The 23,833-nt window shown below is 38.5% G+C and carries 23 protein-coding genes; 3 read left to right on the top strand and 20 right to left on the bottom strand.

Annotation, left to right across the window (positions count from 1 at the left end; genetic code table 11):
- The 19 genes from BUB05_RS10490 to BUB05_RS10400 all read right to left on the bottom strand — a co-directional run.
- Nucleotides 1–206 (bottom strand): helix-turn-helix domain-containing protein (locus tag BUB05_RS10490; RefSeq protein WP_139257990.1); only part of this gene is annotated, 206 nt, incomplete at its 3' end.
- Between the two features lie 480 nt (nt 207–686).
- Nucleotides 687–995: a 2Fe-2S iron-sulfur cluster-binding protein gene (locus BUB05_RS10485; protein ID WP_073049562.1), complete on the bottom strand. Its 309-nt coding sequence runs from the start codon at nt 993–995 to the stop codon at nt 687–689.
- A gap of 19 nt (nt 996–1,014) precedes the next feature.
- Entirely contained in the window at nt 1,015–2,670 is a 1,656-nt protein-coding gene (locus tag BUB05_RS10480; protein WP_073049561.1) for an FAD-binding protein, read from the bottom strand.
- Nucleotides 2,667–4,289 carry an amidohydrolase gene (locus BUB05_RS10475; protein WP_073049560.1) on the bottom strand — a complete coding sequence of 541 codons (1,623 nt, stop codon included), beginning with the start codon at nt 4,287–4,289 and terminating at the stop codon, nt 2,667–2,669. Before BUB05_RS10475 ends, BUB05_RS10480 begins: the two co-directional genes overlap by 4 nt.
- A 24-nt stretch (nt 4,290–4,313) precedes the next feature.
- A complete protein-coding gene (locus BUB05_RS10470; protein WP_139257988.1) occupies nt 4,314–4,784 on the bottom strand; it encodes an amidohydrolase family protein in 471 nt (156 codons plus the stop codon).
- A 69-nt stretch (nt 4,785–4,853) separates the two neighbouring features.
- Nucleotides 4,854–5,888: a DctP family TRAP transporter solute-binding subunit gene (locus tag BUB05_RS10465; RefSeq protein WP_073049558.1), complete on the bottom strand. Its 1,035-nt coding sequence runs from the start codon at nt 5,886–5,888 to the stop codon at nt 4,854–4,856.
- A 30-nt stretch (nt 5,889–5,918) separates the two neighbouring features.
- Nucleotides 5,919–7,196 (bottom strand): TRAP transporter large permease, encoded by a 1,278-nt coding sequence (locus tag BUB05_RS10460; RefSeq protein WP_073049557.1) that lies wholly within the window; start codon nt 7,194–7,196, stop codon nt 5,919–5,921.
- Nucleotides 7,197–7,224: 28 nt separating this feature from the next.
- A complete protein-coding gene (locus BUB05_RS10455; RefSeq protein ID WP_073049556.1) occupies nt 7,225–7,734 on the bottom strand; it encodes a TRAP transporter small permease in 510 nt (169 codons plus the stop codon).
- 38 nt (nt 7,735–7,772) lie between these two features.
- Nucleotides 7,773–8,507: a maleate cis-trans isomerase family protein gene (locus BUB05_RS10450; RefSeq protein ID WP_073049555.1), complete on the bottom strand. Its 735-nt coding sequence runs from the start codon at nt 8,505–8,507 to the stop codon at nt 7,773–7,775.
- A gap of 12 nt (nt 8,508–8,519) precedes the next feature.
- Complete coding sequence (locus BUB05_RS10445) at nt 8,520–9,401, bottom strand: agmatinase family protein (RefSeq protein WP_073049554.1); 882 nt, start codon at nt 9,399–9,401, stop codon at nt 8,520–8,522.
- Between the two features lie 187 nt (nt 9,402–9,588).
- Nucleotides 9,589–10,974, bottom strand: a complete 1,386-nt coding sequence (locus BUB05_RS10440; RefSeq protein ID WP_175548549.1) for a sigma-54 interaction domain-containing protein — start codon at nt 10,972–10,974, stop codon at nt 9,589–9,591.
- Nucleotides 10,975–11,050: 76 nt separating this feature from the next.
- Nucleotides 11,051–12,019 carry a threonine ammonia-lyase gene (locus BUB05_RS10435; protein ID WP_073049553.1) on the bottom strand — a complete coding sequence of 323 codons (969 nt, stop codon included), beginning with the start codon at nt 12,017–12,019 and terminating at the stop codon, nt 11,051–11,053.
- Nucleotides 12,020–12,098: 79 nt separating this feature from the next.
- Nucleotides 12,099–13,157 carry a DctP family TRAP transporter solute-binding subunit gene (locus BUB05_RS10430; RefSeq protein WP_073049552.1) on the bottom strand — a complete coding sequence of 353 codons (1,059 nt, stop codon included), beginning with the start codon at nt 13,155–13,157 and terminating at the stop codon, nt 12,099–12,101.
- Between the two features lie 30 nt (nt 13,158–13,187).
- Nucleotides 13,188–14,462 (bottom strand): TRAP transporter large permease, encoded by a 1,275-nt coding sequence (locus tag BUB05_RS10425; protein WP_073049551.1) that lies wholly within the window; start codon nt 14,460–14,462, stop codon nt 13,188–13,190.
- Entirely contained in the window at nt 14,463–14,996 is a 534-nt protein-coding gene (locus tag BUB05_RS10420) for a TRAP transporter small permease (RefSeq protein ID WP_175548548.1), read from the bottom strand.
- 44 nt (nt 14,997–15,040) lie between these two features.
- A complete protein-coding gene (locus tag BUB05_RS10415; RefSeq protein ID WP_073049549.1) occupies nt 15,041–15,931 on the bottom strand; it encodes an agmatinase family protein in 891 nt (296 codons plus the stop codon).
- A gap of 157 nt (nt 15,932–16,088) precedes the next feature.
- Entirely contained in the window at nt 16,089–16,832 is a 744-nt protein-coding gene (locus BUB05_RS10410; RefSeq protein WP_073049548.1) for a maleate cis-trans isomerase family protein, read from the bottom strand.
- Nucleotides 16,833–16,858: 26 nt separating this feature from the next.
- Nucleotides 16,859–17,878, bottom strand: a complete 1,020-nt coding sequence (locus BUB05_RS10405) for an ornithine cyclodeaminase family protein (RefSeq protein WP_073049547.1) — start codon at nt 17,876–17,878, stop codon at nt 16,859–16,861.
- 26 nt (nt 17,879–17,904) lie between these two features.
- Entirely contained in the window at nt 17,905–19,029 is a 1,125-nt protein-coding gene (locus BUB05_RS10400) for an aminotransferase class I/II-fold pyridoxal phosphate-dependent enzyme (protein WP_073049546.1), read from the bottom strand.
- A gap of 156 nt (nt 19,030–19,185) precedes the next feature.
- On the opposite strand from BUB05_RS10400, the gene BUB05_RS10395 reads away from it, so the two are divergent.
- Nucleotides 19,186–20,409 (top strand): PucR family transcriptional regulator, encoded by a 1,224-nt coding sequence (locus tag BUB05_RS10395; RefSeq protein WP_073049545.1) that lies wholly within the window; start codon nt 19,186–19,188, stop codon nt 20,407–20,409.
- A gap of 270 nt (nt 20,410–20,679) precedes the next feature.
- Here the strand turns inward: BUB05_RS10395 and BUB05_RS10390 are convergent, their stop codons facing one another.
- The gene (locus BUB05_RS10390; RefSeq protein WP_073049544.1) at nt 20,680–21,567 is read right to left on the bottom strand and encodes a LysR family transcriptional regulator; all 888 of its coding nucleotides are present in this window, start codon (nt 21,565–21,567) and stop codon (nt 20,680–20,682) included.
- Between the two features lie 142 nt (nt 21,568–21,709).
- Here BUB05_RS10390 and BUB05_RS10385 point away from each other — a divergent pair, with 142 nt between their 5' ends.
- On the top strand, nt 21,710–22,303 hold the full coding sequence (locus tag BUB05_RS10385; protein ID WP_073049543.1) for a DJ-1/PfpI family protein: 594 nt from the start codon (nt 21,710–21,712) through the stop codon (nt 22,301–22,303).
- A 97-nt stretch (nt 22,304–22,400) separates the two neighbouring features.
- Nucleotides 22,401–23,732: a Na+/H+ antiporter NhaC family protein gene (locus BUB05_RS10380; protein WP_073049542.1), complete on the top strand. Its 1,332-nt coding sequence runs from the start codon at nt 22,401–22,403 to the stop codon at nt 23,730–23,732.
- Nucleotides 23,733–23,833 lie beyond the last annotated feature (101 nt).

The following is a 23,833-nucleotide window of genomic DNA, read 5'->3' as shown; positions in this document are numbered from 1 at the left end:
TTTAAATCCCTAGTATATTTCTTATGCTTTATTTTTGTATTTAAACCTTCAATACCAAAGGTTTCGTATTTTCTGATCCATTGCTGGACTGATGTTTTTGTAACTCCAGCTATCCTTGCACAATCCTCTTGTGAACAAATACCATTCAAATACATTTCTACTATACGAGTCTTTTCCTCAAAAGATACTTTTCCTTTTCTTCCCATAAAAAATATGCCCTCCTAGTGATAACAGTTTTATTATTTAAACTGTCTATTACTAAGGGAGCATATCATAGTGATAACAGTTTTATTATTTAAACTGTCTATTACTAAGGGAGCATATCAAATTGTCGACATTTCCACATAAACTTTCCTATTCAATTCTCTCTAACCATTGATATCCCTTACTATTACAGTGGCCCGTTTGCTAGTCATTTTTCAGAGTGTTATCTAGTGTTACGTGTATGACCTGTTATATCAAGGTTTCAGAGGGTTGTTTTTTCTTTTGTTACCTAGTTTTATCTATTGTATCGTAATGTAATTAAGCATAATCTACAGGCAATGTTGGCAAGATGTTGGAAATGCCTGCAATCACTATTCAACAAGTTGTTTAATTTTGTCATTCTAATGTAAAAGAGCTTCCATAGAAACAATTCTATAGTTTCCATGAAAGCCCTTTATCAAATCGGAAAAGTGGTTGTTGAATCAATCAATATTTGCTACCAAATCTTTTATAACACCATATTTTTCAAGAGGTTCAATGGTCATCTCATCTGACATGGATGTAACACATGCTCTCTTCACCTTTCCATTTATTATCATGGTACATGAGCCACATACTCCCCTGTTGCAGCAGTATCTCCTGAATGACAGACTCCTGTCTTCCTCTGCAAATATCTCCCTCAACATCTGAAGAACGCTCTTGTTTGGATCATATTCCACTTCATATTGCGAATATGTTTTTTCTACTTCATCCTTGTATTGCCTGGCTATTTTAACCTTAGAATATCTCATTTTCATCACTCCTCACAAATTATATCAGTTCAAAACCATTGCCTTTGCTCGTACATGAACTTCCTTTGAAATCCCTATCATTGACTTCAGGAATATCCTGTCTGAAGTGATTTCCTCTGCTTTCATTCCTGAAAAGGGCTGCTCTTATAAGAAGTTCTGCATTATCAAGAAGTGACTTTAATTCAAGAGCTTCCACAAGTTCCTGGTTGCATACCAGATCCTTGTTAACCAGGCTGACATTACTGAATTGCTTCCTCATTTCATGGACCTCTTCCAACGCTTCCTTGAGCTGGGTCTCGTTTCTCACAACACCGGCTTTCTTCACCATAAGTTTCTGCAGCTTCACTTTCAGTCCAAGCACATCAACACCTTCTTTCTCTTCTCCTTGTAAGATTGAATATACTTCATTGCAGGCGGTTTCGATATCATTATAATCACTAATCAAGTGGTCATTATCCTTAGAAAACCTACCAGCTTCCTGGCCGCTTACCATACCATAAACAACAGCCTCGGTAAGAGCATTGCTAGACAGCCTGTTTGCACCGTCAAATCCGCCCGTGCATTCACCTGCAGCATACAATCCCTTGATATTTGTACTTCCATCGGCTTTAATCTTGATCCCGCCACACTGGTAATGGGAGCTGGGAGCGACTTCAAGAGGAACTTCAAGCATATCGACACCATTTCTCAAGAGAAAATTATAAAGCGGACCTACAAGACCCATAATCTCCTTCTTGTCACATCCTCTTCCATCGATTATGATCCCTCCGTGTTCGGTTCCCCTTCCTTGATCAATTTCAGTGAATATGGCTCTTGCCAATATATCTCTTGTTGTCTTTTCTTTTCTCACAGGATCATACCTGTATGCGAACTCTTCACCCTGGCCATTGTATATCCTGGCCTTAACAAGACTTTCATAGTATACCTCTTCCGGTATGATCACACCTCTCAAGGCATCGGGATAGACAAGCGCATGGGGATAGAACTGCATGAATTCCATGTCCATCACTTGGGCTCCTGCATTATATGCAAGAGCTATACCGTCTCCCGTAGAATCTACTGATGCATCAGAGAAATAGTAAAGCCTTTCATTGCCACCAGTTGCCAAGACAATTGATTTTGCCCTTATAAAAGTCAACATCCCCTTTTGACAATCTAGTCCAATAGCGCCTACCACCCTGTCGTCCGATACAAGGAGCTTAGTCACCATGAAATCTTCCTTGAATTTGACTCCCACTTCCTTGGCAGTCTTAAAGAGCGGTTTGGAAAGTCCTGCACCACCACCTTTTATCCATAGGCACCTTGGACGTGAACTTCCGCTTGATGCATACTGGAAATATGTACCATCTTCATTTTCAATGAAAGAAACTCCATATTCCTCGATTTTCTTGAAAGAGCCGGGAGCCTTTTCAGCCATTACTCTCACAAGTTCCCTGTTGTTAATGTACTTGCCTGCATCCAATGTATCCTTTATATGATCATCTATTGTATCGCTTTGATGAAAGCTGGCCTGGATTCCTCCTTCTGCCATGGGAGTATTGCCACTTTTGCCTCCCAACCCTTTCACTACAAGCATTACATCATCTGTAGTCTTGGATGCTTCTATTGCAGCCAGGGAACCTGCTACACCACCTCCAATTACTAGAACATCAGTTTTTATTTCTCTATAATTCATTTCATTCCTCCATAGATCAGTCTACCACCCAGAAAAGTCATCTCCACATTAATATCCTTAATTCTAGTTTTGTCAATAGATAGAGGATCATCCGACAGTATAATCAAATCAGCCAATTTCCCTTCCTCTATTGTTCCCTTAGTATCTTCTTCAAAAGCAGAATAAGCTGCATTTGTGGTATACATCTCAAGCGCATCATATACAGACACTTCTTCTTCCTTGAGCCAATAATCTCTGTTGACTATTGCACTAATACCTTGAAAAACACTTGCTGCATTTCTATCATTAGTGCATGGAACATCAGAGCTTCCAGTTATTACAACTCCTTCTTCTTTCAAGGATTTCCAGGCATGGCATTTTGATGTCCTATCCTTGCCCAGCCTGTATTCTATTAGAGGAAAGTCTGTTCTTGTGTGTAAAGGTTGTATATTTATATTAAGTCCCAACCTACCTATTCTTTCATACTGCTTATGATTGCCTATCTGACAATGCACTATTCTGTGTCTGTTATCTGCTTCCAAACTGCTGCCTGTCTTTTCATATGCATCTAATATCTGCTCAAGTGCCGCATCACCTATGGAATGTATGCACATCTGCAGATTGTTCTTTTGACAAAGGTCTATTATTTCCACCATTTCGTCGTCATCATAGACTGAAATCCCCTTTTGTCCAGAAGCATCATCATAATCCTCAATAAGCCATGCTGTTCTTCCACCCAATGTTCCATCGGCCCACAGCTTGACCGGTCCTATTCTGAAATAATCGTTTCCGTCGCCTGATTTAAGGTCTTTCTTAAGAAAGTTTCTAACATTTTCAATCCTGGGCAAGGATATTTTCTGATATACCCTTTGATAAAGATTACCTTCAATGATTAGTTGCCTGTAAGCTTCATAAAGATCTTCAAGGTCTCCTGCGTAACCCAGATCATAAGAATCCTCTGTATGGACTGATGTTATTCCAAACCTTGACAGGTCTCTTCCACCAATCATTATTGCTCTTTTCAAATCATCAACATTCCTTGACTGTGACATTTTTTCCTTGAACCACTCAAGCGAAGCTTCCTTGATAACTCCATTTGGACTGCCATCCTCATGCTTATCAAAGCTGCCTCCCCTTACATAAGTATTACCATCCACACCTGCAAACTGAAGAGCAAGGTCGTTTGCAATACCTATATGTCCGCATGTCCTTAGAAGTAGGATTGGGTGTTTTTCAGATATTCTATTCAGATCACTGGAATTCGGAAATCTTTTTGTATCTTCAAACCTGTTATGATCAAATCCTCTTCCCAGTATCCATGTTCCATCCGGTATTTCGTTTTCTCTTATATGTCTCTCACACTTTTCAACAAGTTTTTCAAGAGAAGGTATCCCAAGCAGGTCAATTGCCTCAAAAGAAAAGCCATAACCTACTACATGGACATGTGTATCTATAAGTCCTGGCATAAGAGTTCTTCCTTCAAGGTCTATTACCCGTGTCATTACATTTGCCAATTCCATGATTTCATCTCTAGAGCCAAGAGCTGTAATCCTGTCACCTTCAACAGCTAGTGCTTCGGCTTTTAGCCCTTCCTTCATAGTTATTATGTTTCCATTTATGAATATCAATGTCGGTTCCATATATACCTCTCACTTTTTGCTTTTTTATATTTCACGCTTGGTAGCCTCATATACCAAGCTTCCATCTATATATACACTTTCCAGGTTTATGGATTCAAGCATTTCAAAACTTAAAACCAGAGGATTGCTATCCAATACTACAATATCAGCCAAATACCCTTCCCTTATCATTCCTGTTTTTTTATCTCTGCTTGCCTTCAATGTCATAGATTCCAGCAGTTCATAAATACGGTTATCCTTGTTGCTTTCAGCCGCCTCCCTTAGGATATCATCTATAAAACCCAATGGATTCGTCCTGTTGTAAACAGGAGTTATAGTCTTGCCTTTCAAGTTCACTACACAGGTATCTACAGACAAGTATTTCATTGCTTGGCTGTTGTCTCCCACATAAAGAATCCTTTCATTTTCCACTGCAAGAGCTTCAGCTATCATACCATTGTCCATAGTTACAATATTACCGTTTATAAATATTATGGAAGCATCCATTACACTCACTCATCTCCATTCAGTATTTCAATCTGTAAAAAAAGAAAATTCCTTTGGAAAGGAATTTTCTTCTTGATGTTATTTATATATTTCCAAATCTTTAAGGAACAGGTCAAGTATTTCCTTTCCTCTTTCGCCTGTCTCTTCAATGAACTTGTCTCTAACAGGAAGGCTGGCCTCAGCATATATTGCTCTGATTTCCGGTGCCAGCTCAACAACCTGTATTTCACTTGAATCCTTGATTTTCTGAAGTCTTTCTTCTGTCAAATTCTTCTGTGCTCCAACTATGTACTCGCCAAGTTCAGGGAATACACTTCTTACCAATTCCTTGTCTTCATCGCTGAGTCCATTCCAGAAACCTACATTAGCCACTAGATTGCCAGGTAGTATTCCATGCTTTGACAATGTCAAATAATCCTGAACCTCGTAAAACTTCATCTCCTGAATTGCAGTAATGGGATTTTCCTGTCCGTCTATCATCTTGAGCTGAAGACTGGAATATACCTCCATGAATGGTACAGGTGTAGGATTTGCTCCTAGAGCCTTGTAGTTTTCAATGATTACCGGGGAAGCCATTGTCCTCATCTTGAATCCCTTGAAGTTATCCATTGAATCTAGAGGTCTGTTGCTCGTCCAGTGCATGAATCCAAGATTGTGCCAGTGGAGTGATACCATGTCATTAGCCAGGAAGAGCTCATCAAGCTTCTTGACACCTTCTCCGTTGTTCAAAACCTTCATGTTGACTTCAGGATCTTCAGAGAACATGAAGTTAAGTGACAATACCTGTGTTTCAGGAATAGTCGTTGCCACTGCTGCTGCATAATTGAGCATAAACTCCACTCCACCAGCCTTTAAGAGTTCTATCTGCGCCGATCCGAATCCCAACTGTCCTGCCGGGTAAAGCTCTACATCCACCCTTCCTTCAAACTTTGCTTCTATAAGTTCTTCGAATTTTTTTGCGTAAAGGTCCTGGGTTCCACCTTCAATCTCCTCGAATGCCACCTTCCATACTACTGTTTCAACTTGCTCATCTGCAGGAGTTCCATTTCCACATCCAACAAACAAAGACATTACAAGTGCTATAACCAATACAATACTAAATTTTCTTTTCATAAAATCCATCCTCTCTTATTTATTATTCATTTACATCGCTATATTTCTGAAAAACAAGGCTACTTCTGGAAAGAATATCATCAGTACAGATATTATTCCAAATATTATTACGTAGGGGGGAAGCCCCTTGATTACTTCAATATACGGTTTGTTGAAAACTGCACATGCTGTGAATATGTTACAGCCAAATGGCGGTGTTACTGATCCAATTGCCGACTGGAGTGTTACAATAATTCCCAAGTGTATAGGATCTATTCCTGCCTTCATGGCTATTGGGTAGAAAATAGGTGTCAATATTATAATAACTACTGCCTGGTCAACAAACATGCAACCTATAAAGTAGAATATAGTTACAAGAACAAGAATCTTGATCGCTGAAGGTGCTGGCCCCAGAAGCGCCGCCGTCATAAGTTGCGGTATCCTTGCATAAGTGATGACCCAGGAAAATATCTGACCACTTGCTATAAGTATAAACACAAGAGCAGTTACCACACCTGTTGACAATGCCAACTTGTACATATCGCTAATCTTTACTGATCTGTATATTAATACCTCCACTATGAATGCATAAAGCACCGATGCTGCAGCAGCTTCTGTTGGACTGAATATACCAGTGTAAATTCCTCCAATTATCAGGGTAGGGAATCCAAGGGGCAAAAGTGCCTTCCTGAATATCTTAGCTCTTTCAACCCATGTAGCCTTGTCCTTTCTTGGAAGGTCTATTTTTCTGGCATGGAAATAGTTATATGCTGCAAAACTTGCAAAGAGCAAAAGACCAGGTCCAATACCTGCTATGAAAAGCTCCCCTACTGATGCACCTGTAACTACGCAATACATTATCATTACTATGCTTGGCGGTATCAACAGGGCTATGTTTGCCGAACTTATGATTAGTCCCTGAACATCAGAATCCCTGTATCCTACTCTAAGTAGGTTATCCCTCATAGGTTTACCAATTGCTATTACGGTAGCCTGGGTAGAACCCGAGATTGCTCCGAAAAGGGTACATGCACCTACTGTAGTTATTGCAAGACCTCCGTATATATGTCCTACAAAGGACTGCACCAGGTCAACCAGCCTGTTTGAAGTATGTCCCATGGACATGATGTCAGCTGCAAATATGAACATAGGTACAGCTAAAAGTACAAAGGGTGATATACCTGCTATGAGCTGCTGTATTATAAGAACCAGGTCAAGACTTGAGAAATACACAAGCATCATGGCCAGTGGTGCTACTATCATTGAAGCAAACATTGGGAATCCAAGAATCAGGAAGACTACCATTATACTGCATAATAAAATTACCATTTTCTCATCTCCTCTCTAATATCCATTCTCATTCTGGCTCCTCGGTACCAATGTATACCTCTTTTTTTCTTATATTATTGATAAATATGTTAACGTAATGCAGTGACGACAGAAGGAATCCTGCACAAACAAATAAAACAACATATACTACGGGTATTTTAAGTACAGGTGTCATCCTGCCGCTTTTATTCACATCCATCAGATAGTTGATTGACAGATAGAAGAGAAAGAACATTGACCCTCCTGTAAAGAAGGATATTACTATGGCAAATATTTTTCTCAGTTTCAGGGGAACTGCATCGAATACTGCCGACATCCTGATATGCTTGCCCTTTCTTACTGCGTAACTCATGCCTATGAATGTTACAATAATAATAAGTATCTGTCCAAGTTCCTCAGCAAACTCCCAACTCCTGTTGAAGAAGGACCTGCTGATTACATTTCCAATGAGGATGACTGCCATTCCCAGAATACTCGACGCTACCAGAATTTCTTCTATCTTGCACATAATTTTGTCTATTTTCTTTAGAATTTCCATACTCTCACTCCTTTCAAATTTATTTTGAGTGAAGAATTCTATATAATGAATATTTTCCCATAATCCTGCACCTTATCCACAGGATAACCGATTTTTTTGAGAGATGACAACAGGGATACCTGGTTACTGGAAAGAACCGGTTTCCCAGTCTCTTCCTCTAAACGATTGATGGCTTCCAGAGTGTTCGAATTCGTACAGCTTATAAAAGCACAGTCTGCATCATCCGAATCTCCCTTCTTCACAGCATCAACGAATTGGTCCGGTGTAACCCTTGCTATGTCATAATCCGCAATACACTGATATCCGAAAAGACTAGTAACATTGAATCCATTATCCTCAAGAAATCTCTTCTCCAACACATTAAGTTCATCAATATAGGGAGTTACCACATTTACTCCCTTGCTGTCCAAATGCTCCAAAGCTTCAAGCAGTCCAGTTGAAGTGGATGTAGCAGGTACTCCTCCGCTGCTCTTCTCAATCCTTGTCAGCAGCTCCTTGTCCCATCCCTTTCCTTTTATAAGACTGCCAATGGTGCAGCAGAACACAATAACATCAACATCCAAAGCCCCCAGTATCCTTGATGCCTTTTCTATCTGCGGCGACTCCATCATAGCCAGAAGAAACTCCTCATCAGCCTGTGCATCCTCAAGCTCAATCCTCTCAACATGGAAGGATACATCTCCCGGCAATACATTCTGCCATTCCCACTCCAGGGTTACGCTTGATGCTATGTATATGACTCCAATCCGGTACTTCCAATCAAAACTTTTCATCGCCGAATCTCCTTACTTGAATTTTGAAACAAAACAGTCAAACATAAGCCTTGCTGACAAAGCCATAGTTTGGTCGTTCACCTCATATAAAGGATTGACCTCCGCTATATCAAAAGCATCAACTATTGGATAAAACTCCTGAAGCATAACCTTGCACTGGTGGGGATTCAATCCAAATGGCTCATCCGCTCCTGTAGCAGGAGCAAAAGCAGGATCAAGCACATCGATGTCGAATGTAAGGTATATCTTTTCAACTCCGTTCTTTCTATATAAGTCAACAACTTCTTTGGCAATATCCCTTGGCTTACCTTCATGTATTTCATAGGAAGTATACTGATGGATACCTGTTGACTTGAGATAGTCATCATACCAGGGATAGTTTGCTCCCCTTACTCCTATCTGAACTATGTTGTCAGGATTTACCCGGTCAAGTTCAAGGGCCCTTCTCATTTGACTGCTCTGAGAATATTTACCCTGAAGTTTGGACTCATCGACAAGATCCAGATGAGCATCAAACTGAATGATTCCAACCTGACCTTGGCAGGAGTCATGGAGTGCCTTGATAATAGGGAATGATATGGAATGATCCCCACCGATAACCATTGGGAATCCTCCTTTGTCGATTATTTCCCTAGCCTGTCTTTCTGCATTTTCAAATGTTTCGGAAGTACTTGGTACAATTATATCAACATCACCATAGTCAACAATCTTGTCCGTATGGAATGGTACGGTTCTTCTTTCATCAACCAGATAAACCATCCTGTCTTCCTCTCGGTTCTTGAACCAACCGAAAATTTCCCTTACTTTCTTCGGTGCATATCTTGCTCCCGGTCTTCCCAGTGAAGCTCCTCCGTCCCATGGGAATCCTAAAACTCCAAAATGATCATATTTCATAATTGCCTCCTAAATCTTAAATTCAACTATATATAAAGCAATTATCATGCCAATTCATTCAATATCTATACACCCATTGCAAACACTAATATTGAGGAGAATAGAAATTTCAATTTAAATCACTTTACGAAAATTGGGCACTTTCCTCCGAAAGCAAGTGCCCAATTTTCATAAAATTTTATATATTTTAATACAAATCATATTTTTTTAGTTTATAATATAATGTCTGTCTTGGAATCCCCAATTCCTTTGAAGTTTTCAAGACGTTATATTTATTCTTCTTAATTACCTTTTCAATTATTTCTCTTTCGTATTCATCTACCATTTCTGCCAATGACTTATTCAGAGTTATGTTGTTCTTGCTATCTTTTTCATCAATTACCTGAATATGCGCTATATCATCATTCTCTGATGTTTCAACAAAGTCTGCCTTATCTTTCAAATATTCAGGAAGATCCTTGAGCATGATTATTTCGCCATCAGCAAAGTTCATTGATGACTCAATCACATTCCTCAGTTCCCTGACATTACCACTCCAGTTATGCTCCATGAAAAGCTGAAGGGCTTTACTTGAGATATCCTTCACATTTCTATTTAGAATCCTGTTGAAATAGCTTACGAAGTGTTCTGAAAGCTTTCTAATATCATTCTTTCTGTTTCTAAGAGGAGGAATGACAAAATTCACAACATTGAGTCTGTAATACAAATCTTCTCTGAATTTCCCTTCATCCACCAATCTTTTAAGATCAACATTTGTAGCCGCTATTACTCTAAAATCCACTTCTATATCCTTGCTGCTGCCTACTCTTTTCACGGTTTTGTATTCTATGGTTCTGAGAAGTTTGCCTTGAAGACTTAATGGAAGTGAATTTATTTCATCAAGGAAAACCGTCCCTCCCTTTGACGCTTCAAATATTCCAGCCTTCTCTATAGCTCCTGTAAAACTCCCCTTTGTTGTACCGAACATTATGCTCTCCATGAGATTTTCCGGAATCTCTGCACAGTTCTGTACTATGAAGGGTTTGGTTTTCCTTCTGCTGTTGCTGTGTACCGAATGTGCTATAAGCTCCTTACCGGTTCCTGTTTCTCCCGTAATCAGTATAAGCGAATCATTTCTGGATATCTTCTTAAGCTGGTCAAGTCTGTCTAAAAGAGAATCGTCATCTGTAATGAAGTCGTCGAAGTCATATTTCTTAAAGAGCCTTGAGTCATCACTGTCTCCACCAAGCTCCTTTGATATTACTATTCCGCCTATTACTCCAGTCTCATTAATGAGCGGATATGCGGAGTTAATGACACTCAAGGCTTCATCTTCGTTTATCTGTACAATCTGATATTCATTAAGTATCGGTTCTCTCTTCTTCATGGCTTTGTAGACGGTTGTCTGTTCCAGAGTGAAGTATGGATACATATCCGTCAGTTTCATGCCAACAGGGCTTTCATCGCCTCCCATAAACAGCGAATCGTTTAGGGACTCATAATACAAAACCTTACCATTTGCATCAATTACAACCATTATGTTTACCATGTCAAGTATCTTGTTTATCTTATCTTTTGATTGGATGTTTTTCATATAGCTCTCCATATAGGTATTGATTACATATAACTATTATAGCAAACTTGGCATTCAGTTTTAAATATTTCTTTTGCTACTTAGTCCACTCCGAAGTCAATTTCCCCAAAAGCTCAAAATCAATATTAGATCCAGTAATAACAAGTACAGTTTTCCGATTCTCAAAAAGCTCAAAATATCTCCTGTATGCGGCATAGGTTATTGCACTCGATGGCTCCGCCACCAACTTTTCATCGAAAATCATTGAAGCTGTAGCATCTATAATCTCTTTTTCATCCACTAGAAGAATATCATCTACACACTCTCTTGCATTATCATAGGCAAATCTGGAAATACCCCCTATCAGAGCATCACATAGACTGCTGCCTTTAATAGGATACTTCTCATACCAATGGTTTTCTTTGAATGAATCCAGCATTGAAGGATTCATGTCAGTCTGTACTCCATAAACCTTAACGTTATTCTTTGATTGTTTAATATATGATCCTATTCCTGTAATCAGTCCTCCACTTCCTATAGGAACAAGTACCGCATCCACATCCTGAAGCTGCTCAATTATTTCAAGACCTATGGTCCCATGTCCTGCTATGCAAATCTCATCATCTCTGGGATCAACCAGAGTCAATCCCTTACTTGCAATATCCTTCTTGGCCAGTTCATATGTTTTGTCAAAGGTATCAGCAACAAGATTTGCCCTGCCCCCATATCTCCTTATCTTTTCAACTTTAGACTGGGGAGTGGTTGTAGGTACATATACCTCTACATTCTTAATCCCCATTAGGGATGCTCCGTATGCTAGTGCTGCTCCATGATTTCCTGATGATATTGCAGTCACTCCAACTTTCTTTTCTTCATCAGAAAGGGTTGTGAGCTTACTTATTACACCTCTGATTTTATAGCTCCTGTTGACAGGATTAAGGCTTTCCAGCTTCATATACATTTCCGTATTGTCTTGGAATACATAGCTGCTCTTTTCAAGTATTGTATTGTTCAAATAGCTGTCAATACGCTTTTTAGCACTCCTGATTAGATCTATGTCTACCATAATTTATCTCCTTATTACAAAGGCCTCCACCATATTATTAAAAACGTCACAGTGAAGGCCTTGATTCTACATATATGATCTATTGGTCGAAATTCTTTACATCTTCAATCAACAAGTTGTATATCTCCTTACCACTTTCTCCGGCAAGTTCAAAGTACTTATCCATGGCAACCTTACTGGCTTCCTTGAATTCATTTCTAATTTCACCACTGAATTCAATTATTTCAGTAGTGCCAGCGTCCTCTATTGCCTGTAAAGCCTCCCCTGTCATTTCAGACTGCATATTTGTTATATATCCGTTTACCTCGGCTACTGCTTCATCCACAAGCTTCCTGTCAGCCTCACTCAATCCATTATAGAAATTCGGATTTGATGCAAGTATATCAACAACAACAGTATGGTTTGACAACATCAGATACTTCTGAACCTCATTGAACTTGTTACTGTTTATTATAACAATCGGATTCTGCTGGCCGTCAACCATGTTAAGCTGAAGTGCGCTGTATACCTCTGTAAATGATATAGGAGTCGGGTTGGCTCCAAGGACCTTAAGCCCCTCTATATCCATAGGCGATTCCATTACTCTAATCTTCTGGTCTTTGATGTCGGCTAAGTTTCTTATTGGCTTGTTGCTTGTCCAGCAACTGAAGTCTTCTGTAATCCAGTCCACAATCTTTACATTCTTGTCAAGCATGATTGTCTCAAGCTTCTCGGCTGCCTTTCCTTCTCTCAGTACCTTTGCATTCACACTGGTATCCTCACTGAATACGAAATTAAGTCCAAAAACCTGCATCTCAGGAGCAACACTACCAATAAATGGGGCAGCAACAATTACAAATTCTGCAGTTCCGTTCTGTGCATGCTCAAGTCTTGCATTGTCATCTCCAAGCTGCTCTGCAGGAAATAGTTGAATTTCCACTCTACCGTTCGACTTAGCTTCAATGACGTCCTTGAATTTTTTTGCATAGGAGTCAAGCATGTCATCATTTCTACCACTGTGTGCAAACTTCCAAATCAGCTTTTCTTCACTCCCTTGGGATTCTCCTGATGTCTGTTGACCATTTCCACCACAACCAACAAACATCAAGCTCATAACCAATACCAAACAAATTAAACTTACAATCTTCTTGTTTTTCATAAACTACTCCTTAAATTATATATTTTTTTACTACATAAACAATCTGTATGCTGTTGAAATTTCCGGTATAAAAATAATCATCAATGATATTATAAAGAACATTATCAGATATGCAGGCAAACCCTTGATTATGTCCATATAAGGCCTGTCAAAGGCTGCACATGCAACGAATATGTTGGAACCAAAAGGCGGTGTAACAGAACCTATCGCAGCTTGTACGGATACTATGATTCCAAGATATATGGGGTCAATTCCCGCACTCATGGCAACAGGGAAGAATATGGGCAGCAATATCAGCATTGCCACTATCTGGTCAACAAACATGCAAGCCATGAAGAAGAACAGAGTCACTACAAATATGACCTTTATTGCTGATGGATCTACTCCAAGCATTGCTGTAGTAAGCATCTGAGGTATCTGCATGAATGTGATCATCCATGTAAATGCTTGTCCTGCAGATATCAATATGAATACAGTAGCAGTCATAATACCCGTTGATAAAGCTATATCCTTCAAGTCTGAAAGCTTGACAGTCTTGTATATTATCATCTCGCAAACAACAGCATATAGAACAGCAACTGCTGCCGCTTCTGTCGGACTGAATATTCCAGAATAGATACCACCTACGATAATTGCAGGAAATCCAAGAGACAAGAGCGACTTTCTTGTCACCTGCAGTTTTTCTCTAATGGTCAGCTTATCACTTTTGAGAATATTGCTTTTCCTTGCATCGATATAGTTGTATACTGCAAATGCCAGGAATACCAACAATCCTGGAATAATGCCGGCCATAAAGAGTTCTCCAACCGAAGTACCGGTCAATACACAGTACATGATCATGTTTATACTTGGGGGAATGAGTGCTGCAATTGTAGCTGAACTAACAATCAAAGCGTCCGTATTCTCTACAGTGTAGCCATTTTCGATCATTTTCTGTCTCATAGGCTTTCCTATTGCAACAACAGTCGCATTGGCCGATCCCGAAATTGCACCGAATATTGTACAGGCACCAGCAATGGTTACGGCCAGTCCTCCCGACAAATGGCCACAATATGCCTTAACCAGGTCAACCAGCCTGTTTGATGTATATCCCTTGCTCATGATGTCGGCTGCAAATATGAACATGGGAATGGCAAGAAGAACATAGGTGGAAACACCTGTTATATACTGTTGTGCCATTACAACCAAATCAATATTGGGAGCATACATCTTCATAATCACCAAGGCACCTACAGTCATTGGCATGAACATGGGATAGCCAAGAAGCAGGAAAAATACCAGAATAAGAATTATCATCAATCCCATTTATTTCACCTCCTCAATGGCTTCGCTTTCCGGGAATCTACCTATGTAAACCTCATCAGAGGTCAGGTTCTTAATTAGAATCACAAGGTATTGGATTGCTGTAAACAGTATTCCCAAAGTCACAACTCCAATCACAATATAGACTGGAATACCAAGAGCCGGACTGACCCTTCCTGATAATACTGCCGTCATCATGTATCTGAAGGTGATATATGCAAGCCAGAACAATGTAGCCGATGTAACGGATGATATCATGACTGCCAGAATCTTCCTGCTTTTCTTGGTTTTTCTGGAGTCATAAAAGGCAGCCACCTTAACATGCTTGTCAATCCTTGCCACATGACTCATTCCTATGAATGTAACGATTATTATGAGATAACGCCCAACCTCTTCTGCAAAGACGATACTGTTTTTAAATATCAATCTTGACAATACATTCGCTATGAGTATTACTGACATAAGGATAATTCCGTATGTCAATAATACCTTCTCAATCCTGCAAATAGCTTTGTCTATTAAGTTTAAAAGCTTCACTAGACCACCCTCTCTAGGTAAGTCCTTATAAATATTATCTTCCATTATTCACAACCCGCATTGTATACTGCTGCAATAAAATCAAGTACCAGGTTTGCAGCAACCGTAGATGTAAGTTCCCTGTGGTCTGTCATTGGGTTGACTTCCACGATGTCGATTATGTCCACATATGGCGCCACCTTCTTTACAAACCTTGAAAGCTGGTAAGAAGTTATTCCTGCAGGCTCTTGACCTCCTGATCCCCAAGCAAAGGCAGTATCAAGGACATCAATGTCAACAGTCAAATATATATGGTCAACACCTTCACTGGCCAGAGCCAAAGCTCTTTCAGCAACCTTATCGGCACCCTTTTCGAACACCTCATCAGGAGGGATTATCGTCATCTGGCTGTCCCTAATGAAATCAAAGTGTTCTGGATAGTTATATCCTCTTGGACCGATTTCCACTACATTCTTGCCGTCTATTCTTTCAAGCTCAATGGCTCTTCTAATTTGAGAGCTTCCTGAATATTTCCCCTGCACAGGAGAATCATCCTTTATGTCAAGATGGGCATCCAGATCAATTATTCCAATCTTGCCGCTTGTATTCTCATAGAGTGACAGAATACCAGGCCATGTTACAGAGTGGTCTCCACCCAACAGGATAGGAGTATATCCCTCCCTAAATATCTTGTTGATCTCTTCTTTGATTTCCTGTATTGTTTTCTCGTGGTCATATCTTGAAATCTGGTCAGTGTTGCCAAAGTCCTTGAAGTCTATCTGGTTGTAGTCGATTATCTTGTTATTGACTACATCAAACAGCTTGTTGCCTTCCATCCTCGACTGTACACCAGCCATTGCCTTTCTTATGCTGTCGGGAGCATATCTAGAACCAGGCCAGCCCCTTCCTGCAGATGTATCATATGTAATTCCATAGAGTCCGAATTTGTGCTTCATTCGATCCACCTTCCTTTTTTCTGTTTTATATTATAGATTTAGTTGAGTTAATTCATGTGTTATTAGAAATATAAACGATTCAATTGTATTTCTAATGTTGCATGAATTAGTACGAAACTTGTTATGAGATAAAACTAAATTATTCTTTCAATACATTTTATAGATATTTTTCCAGCAGCATACCATATCCAGGTATGCTCTTCTTGTATCCCGCTTTCTTGAGACAAGACCACAGAGTCACCTGATTACTTGACATTACTGGTTTTTTCAACTTATCTTCTAGATAATTTATTGCCTCTATTGAATTCGAGTTGGTACAGGTAATAAATGCACAATCCGATTCAGGTGTATCCATCTCAAGATGAAGTTCAACAAATTCCTCAGCAGTTACCTTTGCTATATCCTGATCTTTCAAGCATTCCTTTCCTCTTATGTTCACAACCTCAATTCCATTTCCTTCAAGAAATGCTTTTTCCTTAACATTCAATTCATCAATATAAGGTGAAGCAACAGTAATTGTCTTGCATCCCAAGGTGTTAATAGCATCAAGCAAACCGCTTGAAGTAGTAGTTGCTGGTATGCCTCCAGCTGCGTCAGAAATCTTTTTAGCCAGGTCCTTGTCCCACTTGATACCCTTGATGAAACTTCCAGCAGTACAACCAAAAGCAATTACATCCACTTCTGCAGAAGCTAGCTTCCTTGCAGCTTCTTCCACCTGTCCGGATTCAAGCATATCAATAAGTCCTTGTTCTGTAGAATTGTCGTCATCCAGGGATATTCTTGCAATATGAAAGGATACATCATCAGGGAGTGCCATATGCCACTCCCTTTCCATTGTCAGGCTTGATGATATGTAGATTGCACCGATCCTGGCATTCCACGGTTTAGATATGTTTAGCATTTCTTCTGTTCCTCCTAGTCTTAATTTTATATTTCCGCCTTTCTTCCAAGTCCTTTTTCCTTTGCCAGGTCTATGGCTATCTTAGCCGTCACAAGATCAAGCAAGGCAACTCCAGTAGCATCAAATACTGTTATTTCATCTTTTGTTTCTCTTCCAGGTATCAAGCCGGCAATTACAGCGCCCACCTCACCTACTACTTTTTTTTCAGTTATTATGCCTTTTTTGACTGCCAGCTCCATTTCACCAACTTCCATACACTGTTTCTTGTCATCCGCATATATTTTAGCATTTGTGAAGATTTCAGGGTCTATCTCAACCTTCCCTTTCATATCTGCTCCGACACAACTTAAATGTGTACCCGGCTTAAGCCATTCCTTCTTTATAACAGGGCTTCTTGATGGTGTAATAGTAATGATGACATCACTATCGCCAACCCCTGCAGCCATATCTTCTATAGCTTCGAAGTCTACATATTCCCTGTTCAATATCTTAAAGTCCTTTCTCAAAACCTCAGGCATCCTATCTGCAAAATTGACAGCATTTTCATATGACAATGCATCTGCTATATAGACTTTCTCTATCCCCGGCATAAGAATTAGAGTGGCTGCTATCTGGAAACTGGCCTGCTTGCCGGCTCCAAGTATGAACAATTTCCTTGAATCCGTTCTTGCTAGAACCTCTACCCCTATTGCGCCCGCAGCACCTGTCCTCATACATGTCACATAGGATGCATCCATCATCCCAAGAGGTACTCCAGTATTGGAGTCAAATACCATCAAGAGTCCGTTAAAAATCGGAGTATTCACATTATCGTTCCCCCAAAATGTATTAAGCATCTTTGCACCATGGAGGTTGATATTTCCTCTTATGTATCCCGATTTGATATCCATTACTCCGGCAGGCTCTTCAAAGTCATAACTTACAAGAGGCCAAACTGCTGTTTCCTCTTCAGCCTTCAGTTTGTATACAGCCTTAACGCCTTCTATGACTTCCTTCATTTCCAGGATTTCCTGCATATCTTTTCTTCCAAAAATTGAAACTTCCATAGTTAAACCTCCATTACATCAACCATTTATTTATCAAGGCTTTCCAGAAATTCACCAAGAAGTTTTAATCCGGTTACTAGCGTTTCTTCTCCGTCGAATCCATATCCAAGCCTGAATGTATTAGGTTCCTCAAAACATTCTCCATGACATAGAAGTACACCTTTTTCATCAAGAACATCGGCACAAAATTTCTCAGTCGGTATATCATAATCATATTTCATCAATACTGTTGACCCATAACTGTCAGCACAATATTTTAGCTTAGGCTGAGTTTCCATCCATTTATCCAATATAGCCTTGTTCTTTCTGACAATCTGTCTGCTTCTTTCCAGAATTTTCTCATTGTTTTCAAGTGCTATAGATGTGAGTAACTCATCTATCACACCACAACTTACAGTGTCATATGATCTTCTGTTGAAAAGCTGCTCGTAAGCTTTTTCATTTCTGGTAACTATCCATCCAATTCTTGTGCCTGCCATTGAATAAACCTTTGACATGCTCGATGTGCTAATCCCCTTTTCATATACATCAACTATTGAAGGCATGTATTCTTCATCCAGTCCTCTGTAGATTTCATCACATAGAATATAGGCATCAACTTCCCTCGCAAGCTCTACCATTTCCCTGAGCAAGCCCTCCCTTGTATATGCTCCTGAAGGATTGTTGGGATTGGTTAATGATATTATCTTGGTGTTTTTATCAACCAACTTTCTTAGCTCTTCAATATTTGGAAGGAATCCATTATCTGGCTTAAGCCTATGTTCCCTTACTTCAATTCCAAGATTCTTGGGTATTGAGTAGTGCTGCTGATAGTTTGGAGTTATTGCAACAACATTATCTCCAGCCTCAGTTAGTTCAGTTATTACCATATTATTGGCACCTGATCCTCCGTGAACCGTCAATACCTTATCTGGAGTTGCCTTTTCATAAATACCAGCAATCGCTTTCCTGACTCTGTCAGAACCATCGAATTCACCATAGTGCAGGCTCATCTCACCAATATCCTTTAATATTTCTTCAGGATTTTCTCCTACGAATTCTAGCATTTCATTAAATGTAAATGCCTTTACACAGCTAGCTCCAAGATTATAGTCGCAGCTTGCATCTCTAGGATTTAACCACTGCTCAAGTTTAAAATCTTCTATCCTCATATCACATCTCCTAATTTTTCGCCTTTGTACAAAGCTTTTGTTCAATTTCATTATATTCCTCATATTTTTCATCTACAAGTGTATCTATTTGTTAAATCTAACAATAAAGCTTGATATTATTTGTTGATTATTATAATATTGATTCAGGGTGATTATATGAACAATTCGATACAAAATCTAATAAAACAAAAATACACAGGAAAACTTAAACTGATAGCAGGAAAGGGCGGTCTTTCAAACAGGATCACAGACTGCGGAATACTGGATTATGAGCTAGACAAGAGCCTCAAGGACAAGTACACATACAGCAATTTCCACGAGGACCAGTTCATACTGTCTTCATTTCTGTATGCAAAGAACAATCCCTTTCTTATAGGAGATGCCGTGAAATATCTTGTAAGCAAAGGGGCTGCCGGTATTGCAATTAAGAACATCTTCAATCTTCCAATTCACGAATCCATAGTACGATATGCCGATTCAAAAGATTTTCCAATATTCATATTTGAAGATACTACTCTGTTCTTTGAAAATATTGTCATAGATGTAAAAGATTATATGAGATCAATGGAAAGGGCTAATTTTGATGAAGAAATAATTGATACCTTGCTATATCAGAATCTAAGTCAGGCAGAAGTCAAAGAGAATTCATTGAAGCTTAATCCTTCAATTTGCAACCAGTTCGTGTCTGTCAATGTAAGTACTATGGATAGCTCCAATTTGCCGGAATTTTCAATCTTCATGAAGAGATACAATGAAAGCAGCTTTATGAAACCTGCCCATAGTATTCACCAATATCGAAATGGATTGATTTTCCTATATTCTTCGGACATGCTAGATGAAAAACAACTTAATGAAGAATATGATGATTTGTTCAATGAAATACTAGAAAAGGACAATTATTCAATAGGCATCAGCAATCCTCATTACTATCTGTCTGAACTTCATATAGCTATAAGGGAAAGTATGGCTGCTTCCAGATATCATAAGTTTGAGAATCTGTTATGGAAAGGATTCGATTCCTTCTATTACAAACTTAAGAGTCATAAATATGTAGAATATTCAACCCTTGGACTGTACAAGCTTGTACTCCCTTTAGTCGAAAATTCCTATTATCAAACATTCAGCAACGAAATCCTGGAACCTCTTATTGAATTCGATGCCGAGAACAAGGGAAATCTTTTTGAAACACTGGTAAATCTGGTCCAATGTGAAGGAAATATCCATACACTGAAATCGGTAATGGACCAACATGAAAACACTCTGCGTTACAGGTTGCAAAAAATCACAAATATCATAGGCTTGAATTATAGAATCCCACAAGACTATGAACAACTTTCAATGGCTGTGAAGATATTTATTGCTTCTCAGGATAATTATTAGTTACATAAAATTCTAGGACTTATTATCCACAGTTTGTTGAAAATCAAAAGAGAAATGCCGACAAATTGCCGACATTTACACATAAACTTTCCTATTTAATTCTATCTAAACCTTGATATTCTAACTATTTTCAGTACCGTTTCACAGTGGCCCGTTTCGGAATTTGTAAAGCGGTTTTCCCATGGTGTTGTTTATTATTACGTAGCCTTACTTGCTGTATCAAGGTTTTAGATGATTGATTTTTTATTTTTGTTAGTTTAATAGATATGATTATTGTTTTTCCAATGAATTCACGAAATACTCAATAAATTCTTTCATCACTGGAGAAATCCACTTGTTCTTGTGATAAATGATATTGATATTCAAATTAAGTTTGTCATCATTTTCTATAACTTTTAGTACTCCTTTTTCAATCATATCTTTGACACTCATGTATGGTAGAAGACTGATTCCAAGATTGCTCGATACACTGTGCTTAATGGCATCTACACTCGAAAACTCAAGTGTATTATCTGTTGTAATTTTCTTGTTATATAGGTAGTTTTCAAAGAGTTTCCTTAATTGACAATCCCTATCCGTAAACAATATACATTCATTAATAAACCTTTCATCTTTAATCATGGTGAATTTTTCCAGTTTGGAATCATTTCCTCTAATAAATGTAAGCGGTTCTTCATTAATTTTATTCACTACAAGATCTGTAAATTCACGATATGGTTCAAGAGTTATTAGAAAATCAAACTCTCCATTATAGAGTCTTTCTTTCAATTTAGAGCAATTATCACTTGTTAATTTGATCTTAACATTTGGATATTTTCTTCTGAATTCAAGTAATGTCGGCTGCAACCTGTAGCTAATAAGCGATTCTGAAATTCCAATGCCTATTTCACCTTTAAAACTATCCGTACTATTAGAAACATTGACTATTTTATCATAAACTTCCATTAGGGCTATGACATGAGTATAAAGCTCTTTTCCAACACTGGTCAAAGCAATTTTTTTGCCCATTCGGTCAAACAGTGGCACACCAATTTCCCTTTCAATTGTCTGTACATGTTCCGTTACAGTTGATTGACCATAATTCAATTTTTTGGCAGCTTTGGAAAAGCTGTTTAACTCAGCTACATTTTTAAACGTAATCAGTTGACGAATTTCCATAAGATTTCACTCCACTTTTCATTATCGGTTTTATCGAATCAACGCTTCCCATCTTTCGATTTTACTGATTATAGTATTGATGATATCATAATATTACAAAACAAATAATTTGTAAATAGTTAATTGAAAGTGAGGAAAATTAATGAAAAAAGTATGTTTACTGTTGGCAGATGGATTTGAAGCTGTTGAAGCAAGTGTTTTTACAGATGTAATCGGCTGGAACCAAGTTGAAGGTGATGGAAGTACTGAACTAGTAACTGTAGGTACTAAAGGAAATCTCAAATGTACGTGGAATTTCAATGTAATTCCTGAAATGCTATTAAAGGATCTCAATGTAGATGACTTTGATGCACTCGCAATTCCAGGTGGTTTTGAAGAAGCCGGATTTTTCGAAGACAGCTTCAAAGAAGAATTCCTGGAGGTAATTAGGGAATTTGACAGAAAAGGAAAAATAATCGCTTCAATCTGTGTTGCTGCACTTCCATTAGCAAAAAGTGGAGTACTAAAAGGAAGAAATGGCACAATATACAATCTTTCAGAGGGCAAAAGACAGGACGAACTGGCAACTTACGGTGTTAATGTCATTAGAGATGAACCAATTGTAATCGACAGAAACATTATTACTTCATATAATCCTTCGACAGCATTTGATGTAGCTTTCACACTTCTTGAAAAACTTACATCAGTAGAGCAGAAAGATGAAATTAAAAGGCTAATGGGATTTAATAAGTCTTAGCAAACTATTAAGCTTTTCTATGATAATAAGGAAGGCTTATATGGAACACGAAAACGTTTGTCAATAATTTATGAATTAAATTAAAAAGGGAGTTAAAATGAAAATTAAGAAAGAATATAAACCAACCTTTAGTACAGCAATGCTGATAATAAGTTTTTTACTTGTTACAATGACCATGAGCATAATTTGGCTTGATATTCCAATTCATATTACATTAATAACATCAGTACTATTTACTATAATAGTGTTAACCATTAAAGGCTTACCCTGGTCAGTAATAAATGAAAGTATTGAATATGGCGGTAAAATGGCTATGGGATCAGTCATGATATTGATGATAATCGGTATGATCACCGGTTCATGGATAGCATCCGGCACTGTTCCCATGATGATTTACTGGGGTCTTAAACTTATTTCTCCAAACATATTTCTTGTTTCAGCTTGCATAATATGCGGTATAATTTCTATTGTAACAGGCAGTTCATGGTCTTCAGCAGCTACAATTGGTGTTGCGCTTATGGGAGTAGGCGCTGCCCTTGAAATAAATCCAGCCATGACTGCTGGAGCTGATTTATTCGACCATATAAAATCCATGGTTTATACCACGGTTCCAGGTTTGATTATTGTACTTATTGTATACTTAGTTCTAGGAACGAAATCAGCGTCGACAGCTGTAAACAATGATACTATTGATGCTATAACAGTCGCTGTTAGTTCAACTTTCAAACTAAACCCTATTCTCTTATTACCTCCAGCATTCATCATTGTATGCGCCATAAAAAAACTGCCTGCACTACCTACACTGATATTATCAGCATTTATCGCATCAATCATCGCAGTATTGGTACAAGGAGAATCTATTTCAGCAATCGCTAATATCATGAACAGCGGCTATTCTTCTAAAACCGGTGTGGAATCCATTGACATACTCCTAAGTAGAGGTGGTCTTCAAAATATGATGTGGACAGTAGGATTGATTATGATAGTAATGGTTTATGGTGCAATTCTAGAGAAAAGTAATCTTATGGATACTTTCCTCAACAAGATCCATCGCTTTACTAAAACTACAGGTTCACTTATTGCTACTACTGTTGTTTCTTCAATATTCATTAACTTTGCTACAGCAAGCCAATACCTTGCAATTGTAATAGGTGGGCGAATGTACAGCTCTGCCTTTAAGGAAAAACGCTTGATGCCAAAGGTTCTTTCAAGAACCCTTGAAGATGCTGGAACAGTTGTTTCACCGCTTGTTCCCTGGGGTCTTTGCGGAGTGTTCATGGCAAACACTTTAGGTGTTTCGACATTGGATTATGCACCCTATGCTGTTCTATGCTGGGTCGTTCCAATTATAGCAGTTATTTATGGCTATACCGGTTTATTTGTATGGAAAATTGAAGATATCGAAAGTTCAAACAAATCTATTCTATAGTTATAATCATGAAATACTTATGGCTGTCAAATCAATAAATTTGGCAGCCATTTAATCCTTTTACTTCTGAAAAAATTATAACCATACTTTGTTAAACTAAA

This window comes from Dethiosulfatibacter aminovorans DSM 17477 (genome assembly GCF_900142005.1).
Taxonomy (GTDB): Bacteria; Bacillota; Clostridia; order Tissierellales; family Dethiosulfatibacteraceae; genus Dethiosulfatibacter; species Dethiosulfatibacter aminovorans.
The sequence above is the reverse complement of the archived record's forward strand: the minus strand, read 5'-3'. Positions and strand labels throughout refer to the sequence as shown.

Excerpts from the sequence above, each read along its gene's own strand:
- BUB05_RS10460 (WP_073049557.1), bottom strand. The coding sequence starts at position 7,196 with ATGGTAATTTTATTATGCAGTATAATGGTAGTCTTCCTGATTCTTGGA.
- BUB05_RS10455 (WP_073049556.1), bottom strand. The coding sequence starts at position 7,734 with ATGGAAATTCTAAAGAAAATAGACAAAATTATGTGCAAGATAGAAGAA.
- BUB05_RS10440 (WP_175548549.1), bottom strand. The coding sequence starts at position 10,974 with ATGAAAAACATCCAATCAAAAGATAAGATAAACAAGATACTTGACATG.
- BUB05_RS10400 (WP_073049546.1), bottom strand. The coding sequence starts at position 19,029 with ATGAGGATAGAAGATTTTAAACTTGAGCAGTGGTTAAATCCTAGAGAT.
- BUB05_RS10385 (WP_073049543.1), top strand. The coding sequence starts at position 21,710 with ATGAAAAAAGTATGTTTACTGTTGGCAGATGGATTTGAAGCTGTTGAA.
- BUB05_RS10445 (WP_073049554.1), bottom strand. The coding sequence starts at position 9,401 with ATGAAATATGATCATTTTGGAGTTTTAGGATTCCCATGGGACGGAGGA.
- BUB05_RS10405 (WP_073049547.1), bottom strand. The coding sequence starts at position 17,878 with ATGGAAGTTTCAATTTTTGGAAGAAAAGATATGCAGGAAATCCTGGAA.
- BUB05_RS10480 (WP_073049561.1), bottom strand. The coding sequence starts at position 2,670 with ATGAATTATAGAGAAATAAAAACTGATGTTCTAGTAATTGGAGGTGGT.
- BUB05_RS10410 (WP_073049548.1), bottom strand. The coding sequence starts at position 16,832 with ATGCTAAACATATCTAAACCGTGGAATGCCAGGATCGGTGCAATCTAC.
- BUB05_RS10395 (WP_073049545.1), top strand. The coding sequence starts at position 19,186 with ATGAACAATTCGATACAAAATCTAATAAAACAAAAATACACAGGAAAA.
- BUB05_RS10430 (WP_073049552.1), bottom strand. The coding sequence starts at position 13,157 with ATGAAAAACAAGAAGATTGTAAGTTTAATTTGTTTGGTATTGGTTATG.
- BUB05_RS10425 (WP_073049551.1), bottom strand. The coding sequence starts at position 14,462 with ATGGGATTGATGATAATTCTTATTCTGGTATTTTTCCTGCTTCTTGGC.
- BUB05_RS10390 (WP_073049544.1), bottom strand. The coding sequence starts at position 21,567 with ATGGAAATTCGTCAACTGATTACGTTTAAAAATGTAGCTGAGTTAAAC.
- BUB05_RS10450 (WP_073049555.1), bottom strand. The coding sequence starts at position 8,507 with ATGAAAAGTTTTGATTGGAAGTACCGGATTGGAGTCATATACATAGCA.
- BUB05_RS10475 (WP_073049560.1), bottom strand. The coding sequence starts at position 4,289 with ATGGAACCGACATTGATATTCATAAATGGAAACATAATAACTATGAAG.
- BUB05_RS10485 (WP_073049562.1), bottom strand. The coding sequence starts at position 995 with ATGAGATATTCTAAGGTTAAAATAGCCAGGCAATACAAGGATGAAGTA.
- BUB05_RS10465 (WP_073049558.1), bottom strand. The coding sequence starts at position 5,888 with ATGAAAAGAAAATTTAGTATTGTATTGGTTATAGCACTTGTAATGTCT.
- BUB05_RS10380 (WP_073049542.1), top strand. The coding sequence starts at position 22,401 with ATGAAAATTAAGAAAGAATATAAACCAACCTTTAGTACAGCAATGCTG.
- BUB05_RS10435 (WP_073049553.1), bottom strand. The coding sequence starts at position 12,019 with ATGGTAGACATAGATCTAATCAGGAGTGCTAAAAAGCGTATTGACAGC.
- BUB05_RS10415 (WP_073049549.1), bottom strand. The coding sequence starts at position 15,931 with ATGAAGCACAAATTCGGACTCTATGGAATTACATATGATACATCTGCA.